The 15159-nt window shown below is 34.5% G+C and carries 16 protein-coding genes; 7 read left to right on the top strand and 9 right to left on the bottom strand.

Features of this window, described 5'->3' with window-relative positions; genetic code table 11:
* Nucleotides 1–449: 449 nt before the first annotated feature.
* Nucleotides 450–1505: a TerC/Alx family metal homeostasis membrane protein gene (locus WC622_RS10910; protein ID WP_372819720.1), complete on the bottom strand. Its 1056-nt coding sequence runs from the start codon at nucleotides 1503–1505 to the stop codon at nucleotides 450–452.
* A complete protein-coding gene (locus tag WC622_RS10905) occupies nucleotides 1505–2476 on the bottom strand; it encodes a polyprenyl synthetase family protein (RefSeq protein ID WP_372819719.1) in 972 nt (323 codons plus the stop codon). Before WC622_RS10905 ends, WC622_RS10910 begins: the two co-directional genes overlap by 1 nt.
* A gap of 69 nt (nucleotides 2477–2545) precedes the next feature.
* Between WC622_RS10905 and WC622_RS10900 the strand changes: the two genes are divergently transcribed.
* Nucleotides 2546–3532 (top strand): alpha/beta hydrolase, encoded by a 987-nt coding sequence (locus WC622_RS10900; RefSeq protein ID WP_372819718.1) that lies wholly within the window; start codon nucleotides 2546–2548, stop codon nucleotides 3530–3532.
* Between the two features lie 161 nt (nucleotides 3533–3693).
* On the opposite strand, the gene WC622_RS10895 is transcribed toward WC622_RS10900, so the two are convergent.
* Nucleotides 3694–4653, bottom strand: coding sequence for an IPT/TIG domain-containing protein (locus tag WC622_RS10895; RefSeq protein WP_372819721.1), 960 nt, complete (start codon nucleotides 4651–4653; stop codon nucleotides 3694–3696).
* Between the two features lie 445 nt (nucleotides 4654–5098).
* Between WC622_RS10895 and WC622_RS10890 the strand changes: the two genes are divergently transcribed.
* The 4 genes from WC622_RS10890 (at nucleotide 5099) to WC622_RS10875 (ending at nucleotide 8882) form a co-directional block, all read left to right on the top strand.
* Entirely contained in the window at nucleotides 5099–5542 is a 444-nt protein-coding gene (locus WC622_RS10890; protein WP_372819717.1) for a DoxX family protein, read from the top strand.
* Between the two features lie 179 nt (nucleotides 5543–5721).
* Nucleotides 5722–7425, top strand: coding sequence for a M28 family peptidase (locus tag WC622_RS10885; RefSeq protein ID WP_372819716.1), 1704 nt, complete (start codon nucleotides 5722–5724; stop codon nucleotides 7423–7425).
* A complete protein-coding gene (locus WC622_RS10880) occupies nucleotides 7425–8417 on the top strand; it encodes a metallophosphoesterase (RefSeq protein WP_372819715.1) in 993 nt (330 codons plus the stop codon). The genes WC622_RS10885 and WC622_RS10880 overlap by 1 nt, the downstream gene beginning before the upstream one ends.
* Nucleotides 8418–8483: 66 nt before the next feature.
* Nucleotides 8484–8882, top strand: a complete 399-nt coding sequence (locus WC622_RS10875; protein ID WP_372819714.1) for an acyl-CoA thioesterase — start codon at nucleotides 8484–8486, stop codon at nucleotides 8880–8882.
* Between the two features lie 68 nt (nucleotides 8883–8950).
* Here WC622_RS10875 and WC622_RS10870 read toward each other — a convergent pair whose 3' ends face one another.
* The 6 genes from WC622_RS10870 to WC622_RS10845 form a co-directional block, all read right to left on the bottom strand.
* Complete coding sequence (locus WC622_RS10870) at nucleotides 8951–9472, bottom strand: GNAT family N-acetyltransferase (RefSeq protein ID WP_372819713.1); 522 nt, start codon at nucleotides 9470–9472, stop codon at nucleotides 8951–8953.
* 64 nt (nucleotides 9473–9536) lie between these two features.
* Nucleotides 9537–10037, bottom strand: coding sequence for a shikimate kinase (locus WC622_RS10865; protein ID WP_372819712.1), 501 nt, complete (start codon nucleotides 10035–10037; stop codon nucleotides 9537–9539).
* Entirely contained in the window at nucleotides 10034–10459 is a 426-nt protein-coding gene (locus WC622_RS10860) for a DinB family protein (protein WP_372819711.1), read from the bottom strand. Before WC622_RS10860 ends, WC622_RS10865 begins: the two co-directional genes overlap by 4 nt.
* A 13-nt stretch (nucleotides 10460–10472) precedes the next feature.
* Nucleotides 10473–11528 (bottom strand): ABC transporter permease, encoded by a 1056-nt coding sequence (locus WC622_RS10855; protein ID WP_372819710.1) that lies wholly within the window; start codon nucleotides 11526–11528, stop codon nucleotides 10473–10475.
* Nucleotides 11528–12679 (bottom strand): BT_3928 family protein, encoded by a 1152-nt coding sequence (locus tag WC622_RS10850; protein WP_372819708.1) that lies wholly within the window; start codon nucleotides 12677–12679, stop codon nucleotides 11528–11530. Before WC622_RS10850 ends, WC622_RS10855 begins: the two co-directional genes overlap by 1 nt.
* 76 nt (nucleotides 12680–12755) lie before the next feature.
* Entirely contained in the window at nucleotides 12756–13298 is a 543-nt protein-coding gene (locus WC622_RS10845) for a DUF1599 domain-containing protein (protein ID WP_372819707.1), read from the bottom strand.
* A 52-nt stretch (nucleotides 13299–13350) separates the two neighbouring features.
* Here WC622_RS10845 and folP point away from each other — a divergent pair, with 52 nt between their 5' ends.
* Both folP and cdaA read left to right on the top strand, forming a co-directional pair.
* Nucleotides 13351–14211, top strand: a complete 861-nt coding sequence (folP, locus tag WC622_RS10840) for a dihydropteroate synthase (protein ID WP_372819706.1) — start codon at nucleotides 13351–13353, stop codon at nucleotides 14209–14211.
* Nucleotides 14212–14284: 73 nt separating this feature from the next.
* Nucleotides 14285–15076 (top strand): diadenylate cyclase CdaA, encoded by a 792-nt coding sequence (cdaA, locus tag WC622_RS10835; protein ID WP_182923510.1) that lies wholly within the window; start codon nucleotides 14285–14287, stop codon nucleotides 15074–15076.
* The last annotated feature ends 83 nt before the right edge of the window (nucleotides 15077–15159 follow it).

Genomic DNA, 15159 nt, shown 5'->3' with positions numbered 1-15159 from the left:
CATGATTATAGGCTTCCATATCAGTTTCTCACCTTATGACTTTTCCGAATTAAAAAGGGCCTAGCGTTTTTCATTGCCAGACCCCGTCCTCTCTACTTGTTAATTAGGAAACTCCTTTCCTAAAATCTTAATATCTCTGTCAGCTTAAAGGTTCAGTTGGCATAACTGTCATTAGCTGCTTTTAAATTGTAGAAAATTCGAAATGGGACGATTTTGAATTAACATTTCAAAAGTAGCCTGATTATCACATTCAAAAAATCGTCTTTTGGGGGATGTGCTAATAAAAACTTTTATTAATGTTTAAACATCAGTAATCTGATAAAATAAAAGGAAAAGCAATTAGATATGGGAATTTTAATCAATCTTAAAGACTCAGTAAATTATCATTATACCAAAAAACTCACCTACATAGATGAGTTTTAAAATGATTGAATCTAACGTATTACAAATTAATCAGCATGAACCTGCTTCTTTTTAGGGAAAATCAATGAAGCAACAACACTTGTAGTTAATATAAATAGTATAATTAATAAAGAATGCTCAGTTGTAAAACCCCAGGCTTTTAAGTAATCATGAGCTAACATTTTCACACCTATAAAAGTTAACAACACTGCTAAACCAGTTTTTAAATAATGAAATTTGTGTATAATGTTGATCAATAAAAAGAACATTGATCTTAAGCCCATAATGGCAAAAATATTTGAGAAGAAAACAATGTAAGCATCTTTAGTGACTGCAAAAATTGCAGGGATTGAATCTACTGCGAAAATTAAATCCGTAAATTCTACAATTAAAAGCACTAAAAATAAAGGGGTTAACAATGTTTTACCATTTACTTTATGGAAGAAATTATTTCCCTCATAACGTGGATGGATAGCAAAAAATCTTGATGCAAATTTAACTACAGGATGTTTCTCTGTATCAATTTTATCATCTCCTTCTTTAGAAAGGAACATTCGTATACCTGTAAAAATCAAGAACGCCCCAAATACATATAAAATCCATGAGAACTGATTAATTAAGGCTGCACCTACGAAAATGAAGATAAAACGCATCACAATAGCACCTAAAATACCCCAAAACAAAACGCGATGGTAATACTTTTCAGGTACAGCAAATGCAGAAAAAATAAGCACAATAACAAATATATTATCTACCGAAAGTGCGTACTCAATTACATAACCCGTTAAAAATTCTATCCCTAAGTTTTGATTATAAATCTTTAAACTAGCCTCAAAATTCCCAGGAATCAATGTAATTTGATGTTGATGTGCTTTTACAATTTGTTCAAGCTTTGCATAATCACGAATGCCATGTAGTTCTTGTCCCTCTAAAATTAGTAAGAAGTAAAAACCCAATGCCAACATCACCATGATAAAACTCATGATACCTGCCTGCTTTAAGCTAATGATGTGATCCTTTTTACTGAATAAACCCAAGTCTAATGCTAAAATAAGCACGATGAAGACTAAGAAACCACCAATGAATAATAATTCGTTCGACATTATTTTTTACGTTCAGTTGTATACCTTACTAATTGCTCTAAACCTGTTCTGGCATCGCCTTCTTCAAATTGGTATAAAATATCAAAAGCTTGTTGCTGATATTCTAACATCTTTTCATTGGCATAATGCACTCCATCCTTACTATTTACAAAATCTATCACCTCTTGTATTTTTTTAGGATCATCCTGATGATTCTTTACCAGATTTATTATTCGTTTTCGCTCTGTCTTTTCTGCTCTATTTAGGGCATAAATTAAAGGTAGTGTCACTTTCTTCTCTTTAATATCAATCCCCAAAGGCTTCCCAACATTATCGGTTCCAAAATCAAAAGTATCATCTTTAATCTGAAAAGCGATTCCAACTTTCTCTCCAAATAGGCGCATTTTTTCAATCGTAACTGCATCTGCACCTGCAGATGCGGCACCACAAGCGCAACATGAAGCAATTAGGGAAGCTGTTTTTTGTCGGATAACCTCAAAATACAATTCCTCACTAATATCCATCCGTCTTACTTTTTCGATTTGTAGTAATTCACCTTCACTCATTTGCTGCACGGCTTCAGATACTATTTTCAACAAAGCAAACTCACTATTGTTTACCGAAAGCAACAAACCTTTGGCTAATAAATAATCACCTACTAAAACAGCAATTTTATTTTTCCATAATGCATTAATAGAGAAAAATCCACGACGTTCATAAGCATTGTCAACTACATCATCATGTACCAAAGTCGCTGTATGCAAAAGCTCCACTAAAGCAGCTCCTCGATGTGTAGATTCTATAATTCCACCGCAAAGTTTCGCAGCAAAAAACACAAACATAGGTCGCATCTGTTTGCCTTTTCTTTTTACTATATAGTGCGTAATTCGATTTAATAACGGCGCCTCACTGTGCATTGAATCTTTGAATTTTGCTTCAAATGCATCAATCTCTGTGGCTATTGGTAGTTTTATCTGATTTATTCCGGGCATTCAGCTAAAAATGTGTCTGCAAACTTACTTAAATTCCATTAAAAGCGTATTTTTAATCAAACTATTAACATGAAAATATTCTTAAGTGTACTATCTATCCTTGTTGTGATACTAGTAATCGTTTATTTTGTAGGCCCAAAACCAACTAAGCCATTATATAATTCTAAACTTCCAGTAGTTCCAGAATTAATTGCTCTGCCAGCATACGTTGCATCGCAAGAAGCAAAACATAAAATTAAACCGGGTAACGAAGCCGAAATTGTTTGGGCAGATAGCACACAACAACAAACAGAATATGCAATTGTGTATTTACATGGCTTTTCGGCATCTAAACAAGAAGGAAACCCAGCTTTTACTTATTTAGCAAAGGCTTTACATGCAAATTTATATTTAGCTCGTTTAGCAGATCACGGTTTAGACACCATAGCACCTATGCAATATTTTACTGCAGACCGCCTATGGGAAACTGGCAAACAAGCATATGCCATAGGCAAGAAGTTAGGTAAAAAAGTAATATTAGTAGGCACATCTACTGGCGGAAGCTTAGCTTTACAATTGGCAGCTGCTTATCCGGAAATAAATAGCTTAGTATTACTATCACCAAATATTGCGATAAACGACAGTAAAGCATGGTTATTGAATAACCCATGGGGATTACAAATTGCTCGTAAAGTAACTGGTGGAAACGAAAGACAAGTGGATGGCAAAAGTCCGGAATATAAAAAATACTGGTATACTCATTATCGTCTCGAATCGGTAGTACAACTCGAAGAAATGTTAGAAAGTAGCATGACTACATCGTTATTCAAAAAGGTAAAACAACCAGTATTACTCCTTTATTATTATAAAAATGACACTGAACAAGATCCTGTTGTAAAAGTTGATGCTATGTTAAAAATGTTCGATGAATTAGGCACATCTACTAGAGATAAAGAAAAAATAGCAATTCCAAAAGCTGGAAATCATGTAATTGGGTCTTCAATCACATCAAAAGACATAAATGGCGTTGAACATGCAATGGATGGTTTTATAAAAAATAGATTAGGGTATCTGTAGAATTCTAAAACAGAATAGTTGTTGGTAATGACATTAATATGCCCATTGCATCAATTACGTAAAATTGTATAGACTATAACACTAAAAGAATGTCAATCACAGTAGCAAAAATACTTTTACTGCAACATGAGAATTTAGTTTTATGTTCTTTGTAATTAGTGTTATTTATCTTCATACTGATAATTTTGGGTAGCTTTAGTAATTTTATTTATATAAAAATAAGCATCCGTAATTCTTCCTGTTTCTTGATTAAGTGCAGGAAAGAAAGTGTAGTCGTCTGCAATTTGGCTAAAAGCATAGCTTTTTTCAAAGAAAAGTGACTCTTGAACGGTAGGAATTGTTAAGCTTAGCGGATTCAGCACATCTCCAGAATAAAGTGTGGTTCTTGAAGATACTCCACCACCACTACCAGGTCCAGGTGTCTGTGTGAGAACTATTTGTGGATTTCCTGCTATTATCGCATAAGCGTATTTATTAATAAATAAAATTTTACCCTGACTGTCTGTACGCGTTATGGTATTAATTGATCCTTTTATAAAATCATATTTTTCTATTGAATTAATTGTAACTATTGGAGATGAAGCAGTGGTTTCATCAATAGTTGAATTGGTTATTTTATCTAAAACATTACCTACATAAGTATATTGATCAACTGTTGAAGTATTTGACGCAGGGGATATGATTTTGTAGGTATCCTTATCTAATTTACCATCGGGCAGATAAGTGTATGTATTTATAGACTGTATATTTAGCGTTCCCAAATTATCCATAAGGCAGGTCTCGATACTGGTTAACCTATTTGATGAATCATAATGGAATAGTCTTCTTATTTTAGTTTCTATGGTTGTTATGTACTTAATCCTCACATTTTGATATGGATTATTCATTACCATAAAATCATTACTTGATGTTGCGGCTACCGCACCCTTGTTCACAGTTATTTTACCACTTGTGGCTGCAGTTGGTATAGTTATGGCTAAGGTTGTAGCTGTTGCACTATTTACCTTTGCTACAACTCCATTTATCTTCACTACATTGTTGGAAGCGATAGGGTCAAAGTTTGTTCCAACTATGGTTATTTCGCTGCCAGTAATCATTTTTTGAGGATAAAACTCTGTAATGGTAATAGATGTAACTTCAGGAGTTACAATGGGTTTATCTTTCCCGCATGAGGCAATTACAACGGAAATAGTATAAATAAAATATCTTTTGTGATTTTCATAGTAATGGTTTTAATATTGATTTATTGATAATTCCTGTAAGAGCAAAACTACACTAACCTTCTAGTTAGTAAAATCATCTTTTAGGTGATGATGAGAATTTTCGTACAATTCATTTAATTAGAAAAGGCTCGTTATTTTAAGATGGTGCGTTATTCTCCACTGCATAAAAACATTATACCACAATACACAAAATTTCCCACACCTATAAGGATGAGTAATGTGGCTGCTATGGTATGAAACTCTAACTTTAATCCCAATCTATGAGGTTTGATAGACTACAAAAATATACTTGCAGATATAGTTTTTGATTTGTAACTTCATATAGCTTAAAAGGAGATTTGTTATGAATGTTATCCAAAAAGTTGAGCACTGGGGCGATGCCCATCATGCAAAATGGCTAGATATAGTTCGAATTGTATTAGGCCTAATCATATTTAGTAAAGGTATTGCGCTCATTAGCGATACTGGAGCACAGCAAGAAATCTTAATCAATAATAGCATCTATGGTTTTTCTGGAATGATGGCAAGCGTTGCTATTCACATTGTGGCATTTGCACATTTAGTTGGTGGTATTTTAATTATCATTGGTCTAGTAACACGCTTTGCAGTTGTTATTCAAATCCCTATTTTAATCTGCGCAATTGTATTTGTAAACATATCTAACGGATTTTCTGCCTTAAATTCCGAGTTATGGCTATCATTGATTGTGCTTTGTCTACTCGTTTTATTTTGGATAGTTGGCTCTGGACCTATTTCTGTAGATCATCAGATTAAGCGAAAAAAATAAAAATTCCTGATACTATTTCTTCCTTTGTCACATAGATTTTATTTCATTAATGATTTATTTTCAGGATAACTGATTACCTTTCGGTTTAGAAAACAAGTATGAAACCATCATGATTTTTCAATCACACCGTGAGATGAACAATCTGATAGGTTCATCACAGATGAAAACAAATTATACAGATGAAAAAAATCTTTCTTTTTGCATTATCACTATTCTCTACGGTTGCATTTTCTCAAACTCAAACTGCTAATTATTTCAAATTAACTCGTGCAGGTTTTAATGAGAAAAATGCATATGAAACTACTGCTTTTGTAGAAAAATATTTCCGTGTACCAGGCAATACTGGCTTTAACGCAAGTATCCACCGTGTGGAAGAAATATTGAAAAAAGCCGGCTATATAGAAGAAAAAGCCAATGAATTTGAAGCTCCCCTGACCTATCGTATTGAAAAACGACCAATGAAACGTAGTACTTGGGAGCCTGTAAATGCAAGTGTAACCGTAGTTGGCGAAACACAACCGCTCATTGCTTTTCAAACTAATCGCAATATGATTCCCATTAATTGCCCATCAACCGCTACTGGTGGTGTTACCGCTGAAGTTGTTTTTGTAGGCAAAGGCACAGCCGCTGATATAGAAGGAAAAGATCTAAAAGGAAAAATTTTATTTGCTGATGTAGCTGCAGGAAGGTTGATTGCAACTGCTGCAAAAGCTGGTGCAATTGGCGTGATGGGTTATTCAGTGCCTAAATATAATCAACCAGAAAAATATCAAACTTCCATCTCTTTTGGCAGCATGCCAGCTAATGCGGGTATATGGTCTTTGCTTTTATCGTATGGTGTAAAAGAAAAACTAAAAACTGCTTGCTTAAAAGGTACAGTAAGTTTAAAAGTTGATATTGAAACTAAAATTTATGATTCTGATGAATTAACCATTGTTGCAAACGTAAAGGGCAGCGTAAAACCCAATGAACGTTTTGTGTATAGTGCACATGTGCAAGAACCAGGTGCGAATGATAACGCTACGGGCGTAGGAACTTTAGCAGAAATGGCTCGTGTAACTGCAAATTTGGTTAAAACTGGTCAATTGAAACCACAACGTACGCTAACCTTTTTATGGGGAGATGAAATTGTATCGACAAGAAGATATATTACTGATAATAAAGAACGTGCAAACGGAATTTTATGGGGAATGAGTTTAGATATGGTTGGTGAGGATACTAAAAAAACCGGTGGTTCTTTCTTAATTGAAAAAATGCCTGATCCTTCTGCAATTTGGACTCGTGGCACTGATAAACATACCGAATGGGGCGCTGGCGATGTAAAAGAAAAGGATCTTTTCCCTCACTATTACAACGATTTTATTTTCGACATCTGTAAAACACAAGGCAAGTTTGCCAACTGGACAGTGAACTACAATCCGTTTGAAGGTGGTAGTGATCATACTCCTTTTTTACAGAATAAAATACCTGGTTTATTGATGTGGCATTTTACGGATGTATTTTACCATACAGATAATGATAGAATTGACAAAGTATCTGCAATTACTATGAAAAATGTTGGCGTTAGTGCATTAACTGCTGCTTATACCTTAGTTACTGCAGATGAAAATACAGCAACAGCTACAGTTACCCAAGTGAAAACAGATGCTTTAACTCGCTTAAAAACAGAATTTGAGTTAAGTAAAAAAGCTATAGCTGAGGGTAAACCTGTGGCTGATGAAAAACATATTATAGAAGTTTGGGGCAAATGGTATACAGATGCTTTAGCAACAATAGGAACAATGCCTGTTGATGCAAAAACAACACGAGTTGGTTCGTCTATTAAAGTGGCAACATTAGCACTAGAGAAACAAGTACAAGCTTATTTAGGCGAATTAAAGTAATGAAATTTGCAGTAGCTTTTGTTTTTTCAATTTGCCTATTTTTAATTGGAAGGCCAATAAATAACTATCAAGTTACTTTTACTAAAGAAACTACAAAAAATAAATTCTTCAAAATTGCTGTCATAAGCGATTTAAATTCTGGATATGGCTCTACAGTATATCATCCTGATGTAGCGGCTGCACTTAAGGAATTAGATAGTCTTAAACCAGATATGATTTTGTGTGCAGGAGACATGGTAGCGGGACAAAAATCATCTCTAACAGATGAGAATTTAGTAGAAATGTGGCAGAGTTTTAAGGTAAATGTATTGTCTCCCATAAAAGCGATGAAAATACCTTTCGCCTTTACAGTTGGCAATCATGATGCTTCGGCAAATTTCAAAAAAGATAGAGCAGCCACTCAAAAGTTTTGGAGAGATAATCAGGATGATTTAGGTTTAAACTTTATTGACAAGGAAAATTTCCCGTTTTATTATAGTTATACCAAAAATGATGTCTTTTTTATTAGTTGGGATGCAGCAAGTTCTACTGTTCAAACAGAAGTTTACCAATGGATGGAAGAACAACTAAATTCTGAAAAAGCTAAAAAAGCTAAATTACGAATACTGCTAGGTCATTTACCTATTTATGCTATTGTAGATAGCAAGAATAAACCAGGCGAGGTTTTAGCATCGACAAAACAGACAGTGGATTTCTTTAAGAAAAATAATATCAACTTATATATTAGTGGACATCAGCACGCATATTATCCAGCTGGGGAAGATGGTTTAAGATTATTAAATACTGGATGCATTGGCGAAGGTCCTCGAAAACTTATTGGCGATTCTACTTCAGCAACTAGAACTTATACCATTATAGAAATCCCAATTAAGGCGTATAAAAATTTTTCGTACCGAACTTTTGTACCCAATAAAAAGGTTGAAATTAAGTTATCTCAACTTCCTGATTCGGTAATTGGCTTCAATGGAGTCTCTAAACGGGAAAGAAATTAAGCTTGTTGCATAAATATGAGATTTTGTGTACTACGTAATCGTTAACTTAGCATAAAAGCAAATCATATGAATTTTCACACTCGTAAATGGATAAAACCAGAAGATCTTAATCCGAATGGGGGATTATTTGGGGGTAGTTTATTAAAATGGATTGATGAAGAAGCTGCTATTTATGCGATTGTTCAATTAGAAAATCCAAAAGTGGTGACCAAATATATGTCTGAAATTAACTTTGTTAGTTCTGGCAAACTTGGCGATATCATTGAACTAGGCATAACAGCTACATCTTTTGGCAATACATCCATTACCATGTGCTGTGAGGTAAGAAATAAAATTACCAGAAAAAGCATTTTAACGATTGATAAAATTGTGTTCGTTAACATTAACGATTACGGCGAGCCAACTCCACATGGCAAAACAAAGATTAAGTATATTGAAGAACAGTTTGATCAAGAAGGAGAATAGTGATTATTGGTTTGCCATCTGAGCTTGTCGAAGCACCTTAAACAAATTTCAGCAAACGTTTTATCCTATTACATGTAAAGCATCTTTTCCATCTCGATAAGGCTAATGGCTGACACCTTAGGGTCGCCAAACCTGCCTTCAATCTCCTCGAATGCAATAGACCCTCCAGTGGGCACATAACCATGGCGGCTGTACCAATTAATCAATTCAACTCGACTGCTGATCACGGAAATGACAATCCTGGCGCAATTATTTTCGAGGGCATGGCGCTCTGCTGCTAATAAAAGAGACTTACCTATGCCATTACCTTGAGCAATAGGTGATACAGCAAACATACCCAGATACAGCTCATGCGATTTTACCTCCAAGCAAACCGTACCCAGCATTTTACCACTCTGATCGCTCAGCTTTAGGATTGTCACTTCTTGCTTGGCCAGCAACAGCTCCAAAGCCTTTTCATCAATCCGGATGCCATCAAGGATTTCGGCCTCAGTTGTCCAGCCTTTTTTCGATTCCTCGCCACGGTAGGCAGAGTTTACCAGGTTGTTCAATTCCTTAACGTCATCAAGGCTAGCTTGGGTTATTTTCATCTGAGTGATTTGAGCGGCAAACGGATAATTAATCGATTAATACTTACAATAGGATTTAGGAAATCTAATTCCCTTTTATTTGTTTTTCCAACACTTCTGCATCTAAATCAAATGCATTTACAATGATCTGCGCTTGATTGTAGTAATGGTCTCGTTCTGCTAATTTCATTTCTATAAAAGCTAATAGCTGCTCATCATCCATCCCTTTAAGTAAAGGCCTTTTCTCTCTGTTGTGAAGTCTAGATACCAATTGTGGTGGGGTCATGTGTAAATACACAGTTTTACCATGTTTATTCATCCACTCCATATTATCAAAAAAGCAAGGTAAGCCTCCACCTGTAGCAATTACGCAGGTTTCTGGATAGGGAAATGTTTTTAATGTTTTACTTTCTAATTCTCTAAAAGCGGCTTCACCATTTTCTGCAAAATAATCTGCAATAGATTTTCCTTCTTGTGCTACAATTTCAGCATCTAAATCTATTACCGAACAATTTAATCTATTTGCCAATTGCTTTGCTTTAGTGCTTTTACCGCAGCCCATAAAGCCTACCAAAAAAATAATCATATTTGGTTTGTACGTTTTAACATAATGTAATCTGTAATTGGTGGCACATAACCTGCCACTTTTAGCATGGTAGCTATTTGTGCTCTATGATAAGTAGAATGATTGCAAACATGTAGCAAAATATCTTCAACACTGTTTATAAATTCATCTCCTGCAACATTTTTATAAGTTACATCCTTTTCAAGTGAAATGTTTTGAAGTATTTCTTCTATCATTTCAAAGTTATGGTCGCTTATAGATTGGAAATCTTTAACATTTTGCACTTCCCAAACTCCAAAATTAGGCGCTTGGTTTAAAATTCTCTTTGCCCAAGTGTGCTGAGCTGTTAATACATGACTAAACAAGTTGTTTGCTTCAGGTAAGTTTATTGCATTTAATTCTGCTATTACAATCGCATCAGCTTTTGCTGTATAGTTTAACATTTTTAGCAGCATTTTAAGCTAATTTAACTCTTGGATCTACCCATGCATACAACAAATCGACCAATATATTTACCACTACAAATACAAATGCAATAAATAGAATTGACCCCATTACTACTGGAAAATCAGACATTTCTAAAGCGGTAACTGTGGTCCTGCCTAAGCCGTTATATCCAAAAACATATTCTACAAAGAATGATCCCGCTAATAAAGAAGCAAACCACCCCGAGATTGCTGTAATAACCGGATTTAAGGCATTTTTCAAGGCATGTTTATAAATTATCGCATTGCGACCTAAGCCTTTTGCTCTTGCAGTACGAATATAATCTTGAGCCAAAACATCTAACATCGCACTGCGGGTTAATTGTACAATAATAGCTAGTGGACGTAAGCCTAAAGTAACCATCGGTAGCCAAAGGTTTTTCCAGGTAATCACTTCTCCTTTAAATGGGTCATAGCTATATAAGCTACCGCTCATGTTTAAGCCTGTGTAGTCTGCCAATACAAAACCAAATAACCAAGCAATGATAATCCCTGCGAAAAAAGAAGGTGCTGAAATACCTAAAATGGCAAAAGTGTTTGCAGCATTATCTATCCACGTACCTTGATGAACAGCGGAAACTACGCCTAATAAAACACCAATTATAGTAGCAAATATCATAGCGGTTAACGCAAGTACAAAAGTATTTGGTACCGTTTCTGAAAGTATAGTAGTTACATCTCTTTTAGTTTGATAAGATCTGCGCAAATAAGGAATTTTTAATACAATAACATCTTTACCCACGCTAAATAGCTTTTGATAATGGTATTTCTCCTGATTTTCTGCTGTACTTTGATGAATACTAATTGGAGATAAGTCATTGATATACAAAAAGAATTGAACAGGTTTTGAGCGGTCTAATCCAAATTCCTTGCGTACTGCTTCTAGCGATTGCACATCAGATCTCTGCCCCATTGTCATTCTTGCTGGATCTCCTGGTAAAATGTTGAATAACACAAACACCACCAAAATAACTCCTGCCATTACCGCTAAGCCATATAACAATTTTCTTATCGCGTAAGCTCCCATTATTTCGTAAAATATTTTTCAGATAATTCATTAAACGATGGCAAATTGTGATAATGCCATTTATTTATAATCACGCCATTTTTCAATAATAGTATACCAGGATTTGCCCGCACCATACTTTTTAATGGAACAGCATCAGCATAAAAAACCTCCATAAAAAATTTCATTCTCTTGCTAAAGGCATCCGCATCTTGCGCCGAATTAGAAGTTAACAAAACAGTACGAATATTAAATTGGTCTGCCGCATTTAAAGCTAAAGCATTAGTTTCTGCAATGGCATTTTCACTTGTGTTCTTTAAATCGTACGCAACAACAACTAGATTATAATATGGATTTTCTATGAGTTCTTTAGTGTAATCTGTACCTGATGCATCTGCAATTAATAGGTCCTTAATTTTAACATCGTATCCTTTTTTAATCAACTTCTTTTCAGGATTACCAATAACTTCCCAATTGTTATCTTTCCAAACCTCCAACTTTAAATAATCTTTATCGCTCATGGTTTTGGTTTCGCCAGTTGCTTTATTTTTAAGCTGGTACATAATTAGAAATTCATCTGGCATTGCGCCTTCAGGGATTTTCATAGATTCAGGAATGCTAGAACCTATTTTATAGGGCAAGAAATCTAAAATTGGTAAGAAGTTATAAGTAAACAATCCAAAAAGTAAGGATGCAATTAATACTAACAACGCTACTCTTTTTTGCCAAGCTAAATTGGTTGTAATTGGTTCTATTTTATTTCGGTGGATGAACAAATAAACAATCATCACCAATAGGATTAAATCTTTTGTAAATGATTGCCAAGGTGTAAGCGGAATCGCATCGCCAAAGCAACCACAAGAAGTAACTACTTTAAATGCAGCAGAAACAAAAGTTAGAAAAGTGAAGAAAATAATTAGTGCTAACAGCCCCTTAGTTACCTGATTACGCCAAAAACCAAGCAATAACAAAGCACCTAGAACAATTTCCAACACACATAAAATGATGGCAATTCCAGTAGCCCAATTGCTTAAAAAAGTCAGATGAAAAACTTCAAAGTATTCTTGGAGTTTATAGCCAAAACCCAATGGATCATTGGCTTTTATTAAACCAGAAAAGATGAATAAAACTCCAACAAACCAACGAGAAAAGTTCAATGCTATTTTCGACATTATATAATTGCTAAATTGTTTTATTGTTAATTTATTTGCACTCAATCCTACAACATGTAACCCGTAACATGCAACTCTATTTAACTCCCAATTTAATTAAGGCAAAAACAGCGTAGTTCAACATATCCTGATAATTTGCTTTTACACCCTCAGAAGCTACTGTTTGACCTAAATTATCTTCAATTTGTTTAACTCTTAAGATTTTCATCAATATCAAATCAGTTAAAGAACTAATTCGCATATCTCTCCAAGCCTCTCCATAATCGTGGTTTTTGGCAAACATTAAATCTTTAGTCTCTGTAACTCGTTTATCAAACAAAATTTCTACTACCTGAACATCCATTTCATTAGGATCGTTTTCACTTAATTCTAGTTGCAACATTGCAATTATACAATAGTTTACAATGCCAATATATTCAGATGTGATGTCTTCGTCTACCTTAGAAACTTTCTTTTCTTCTAAAGTACGAATGCGTTGTGCCTTGATAAAAATTTGGTCGGTTATAGAAGCTGCCCTTAGAATGCGCCAAGCAGTTCCATAATCTTTTGTCTTCTTTAAAAAAAGCGATTTACAAACCGCTATAACGTTGTCGTACTCTTGTGATGTGTTTACTGCCAAAACAATTAAAATATTTAGTTTAAAGCTATTTTAATACCTATTTTTGTATTAAATGATGGCTAAAGATACATTTTTAAACCGAAAAGTAATACTAAATAGCAAAGGCAAACTGATAGATTTAAGCAGTCCAGCTGTTATGGCCATTTTAAATTTAACTCCTGATTCATTTTATGTGAACAGCAGAATTAGCAGTGTTAATGAAGCCTTAAAAGCAACTGAAAACTTTTTAAATGAGGGCGCTAAATTCATAGATATCGGTGCTTATTCTTCTAGACCTGGTGCAGTAGATATTACAATCGACGAAGAATTACATCGGCTTATTCCAGTAGTTGAGGCGGTTACAAAAGAATTTCCAGCTGCTTTAGTTTCCATTGATACATTTAGAGCAAAAGTGGCTGAAGAAACTGTTTCGGCTGGCGCACATTTAATTAATGATATTTCTGCTGGAAATTTAGACGAAAAAATGTTCGAAACAGTAGCAAAATTGCAAGTACCATACATCATAATGCATATGAAAGGTACACCGCAGAATATGCAGGAAAATCCAACTTACCACAACATAGTTGATGAAGTAAGCACTTATTTTTCAGAGAAATTAGCTGTTTTAAACAAATTAGGTGTAAAAGATATTATTATCGATCCGGGATTTGGTTTTGCGAAAACTATTAGCCACAATTATGAGCTTTTGCAGCAAATAGAACGGCTAAATTCTTTCGAATTACCAATTTTGGTTGGTTTTTCTCGAAAATCTATGGTGACAAAGGTGCTAAACAATAAATCTGCCGATGCATTGAACGGCACAACAGTTTTAAATGCATCAGCTTTGCTAAAAGGAGTTAAAATCTTGAGGGTTCATGACGTAAAGGAAGCAAAGGAGTGCATAACTTTAATAGAAAGAATAAAAAATCCTTAATAAGTTCGACTTTTTAGCTTTTTTAGTTTGCTCTTAGTTGATGGAGAGGCTTAAATTAACTAACTTGTGCTCAATGAAAAGCCTTGACTTTGACTTTCTTAAAATTACTTGGGTTGATGGGATAGATATTGTCCTTGTAGCTATCCTTATCTATTACATTTATAGCTTAATACGGAATACATTGGCCGTGAATTTGCTGTTGGGCATGTTCATCATTCTTATTTTTTATTATGTGGTAAAAGGCCTGCATATGAATTTGTTATCGGCCATTATTAACAAGTTTATGAGTGTGGGTATTATGGCGCTCATTGTTATTTTTCAACCAGAAATTAGGCGTTTTTTACTGCATATCGGCAAGAATACCTTCCTACAAAAAAATAAAGCATGGTGGGGCTATCTGTTTGGCAGTAAAGATTTAGAACGTGATAATTTAATACGAATTAAACCCATTATTGATGCTTGCAAAAGCATGAAAAAAACACGAACTGGTGCATTAATCGTATTTGTTAAGTTTTACGATGATGAACTTTTTACGAATAGTTGTGAGCTTATCGATTCTAAAATATCAAAACGTTTATTAGAAAGTATATTTCAAAAACACAGTCCATTGCATGATGGTGCAGTTGTTATTGCTGAAAACAAAATCAAAAGTGCAAGCTGTATTTTGCCTTTAACTGATAACGATAAATTACCACCGCAATTTGGTTTACGCCACAGAGCTGGGATTGGTGTTTCTGAAATGGCCGATGCTGTTGCTGTGATTATCTCTGAAGAAACTGGTGAAATTGCCTATGCCAAACAAGGTCGTGTACGCATGAATGTTTCTTTTGGTGAATTAGAGAAGTTGCTGAATAAAGATTTTTAATCTGAACTCAGAGTAAGGATAAAAGAGCAAAGACTACCATCAAATAAAAAAGGAGCAAGAATTAGAGATAGTACATCTTTAAT

Source organism: Pedobacter sp. (genome assembly GCF_041662865.1).
Classification (GTDB): Bacteria; Bacteroidota; Bacteroidia; order Sphingobacteriales; family Sphingobacteriaceae; genus Pedobacter.
The sequence above is the reverse complement of the archived record's forward strand: the minus strand, read 5'-3'. Positions and strand labels throughout refer to the sequence as shown.

Coding starts and splice junctions, on each gene's coding strand:
- WC622_RS10910 (WP_372819720.1), bottom strand. CDS start 1,505: ATGTCGAACGAATTATTATTCATTGGTGGTTTCTTAGTCTTCATCGTG.
- WC622_RS10905 (WP_372819719.1), bottom strand. CDS start 2,476: ATGCCCGGAATAAATCAGATAAAACTACCAATAGCCACAGAGATTGAT.
- WC622_RS10900 (WP_372819718.1), top strand. CDS start 2,546: ATGAAAATATTCTTAAGTGTACTATCTATCCTTGTTGTGATACTAGTA.
- WC622_RS10890 (WP_372819717.1), top strand. CDS start 5,099: ATGAATGTTATCCAAAAAGTTGAGCACTGGGGCGATGCCCATCATGCA.
- WC622_RS10885 (WP_372819716.1), top strand. CDS start 5,722: ATGAAAAAAATCTTTCTTTTTGCATTATCACTATTCTCTACGGTTGCA.
- WC622_RS10880 (WP_372819715.1), top strand. CDS start 7,425: ATGAAATTTGCAGTAGCTTTTGTTTTTTCAATTTGCCTATTTTTAATT.
- WC622_RS10875 (WP_372819714.1), top strand. CDS start 8,484: ATGAATTTTCACACTCGTAAATGGATAAAACCAGAAGATCTTAATCCG.
- WC622_RS10870 (WP_372819713.1), bottom strand. CDS start 9,472: ATGAAAATAACCCAAGCTAGCCTTGATGACGTTAAGGAATTGAACAAC.
- WC622_RS10865 (WP_372819712.1), bottom strand. CDS start 10,037: ATGATTATTTTTTTGGTAGGCTTTATGGGCTGCGGTAAAAGCACTAAA.
- WC622_RS10860 (WP_372819711.1), bottom strand. CDS start 10,459: ATGTTAAACTATACAGCAAAAGCTGATGCGATTGTAATAGCAGAATTA.
- WC622_RS10855 (WP_372819710.1), bottom strand. CDS start 11,528: ATGGGAGCTTACGCGATAAGAAAATTGTTATATGGCTTAGCGGTAATG.
- WC622_RS10850 (WP_372819708.1), bottom strand. CDS start 12,679: ATGTCGAAAATAGCATTGAACTTTTCTCGTTGGTTTGTTGGAGTTTTA.
- folP (WP_372819706.1), top strand. CDS start 13,351: ATGATGGCTAAAGATACATTTTTAAACCGAAAAGTAATACTAAATAGC.
- cdaA (WP_182923510.1), top strand. CDS start 14,285: ATGAAAAGCCTTGACTTTGACTTTCTTAAAATTACTTGGGTTGATGGG.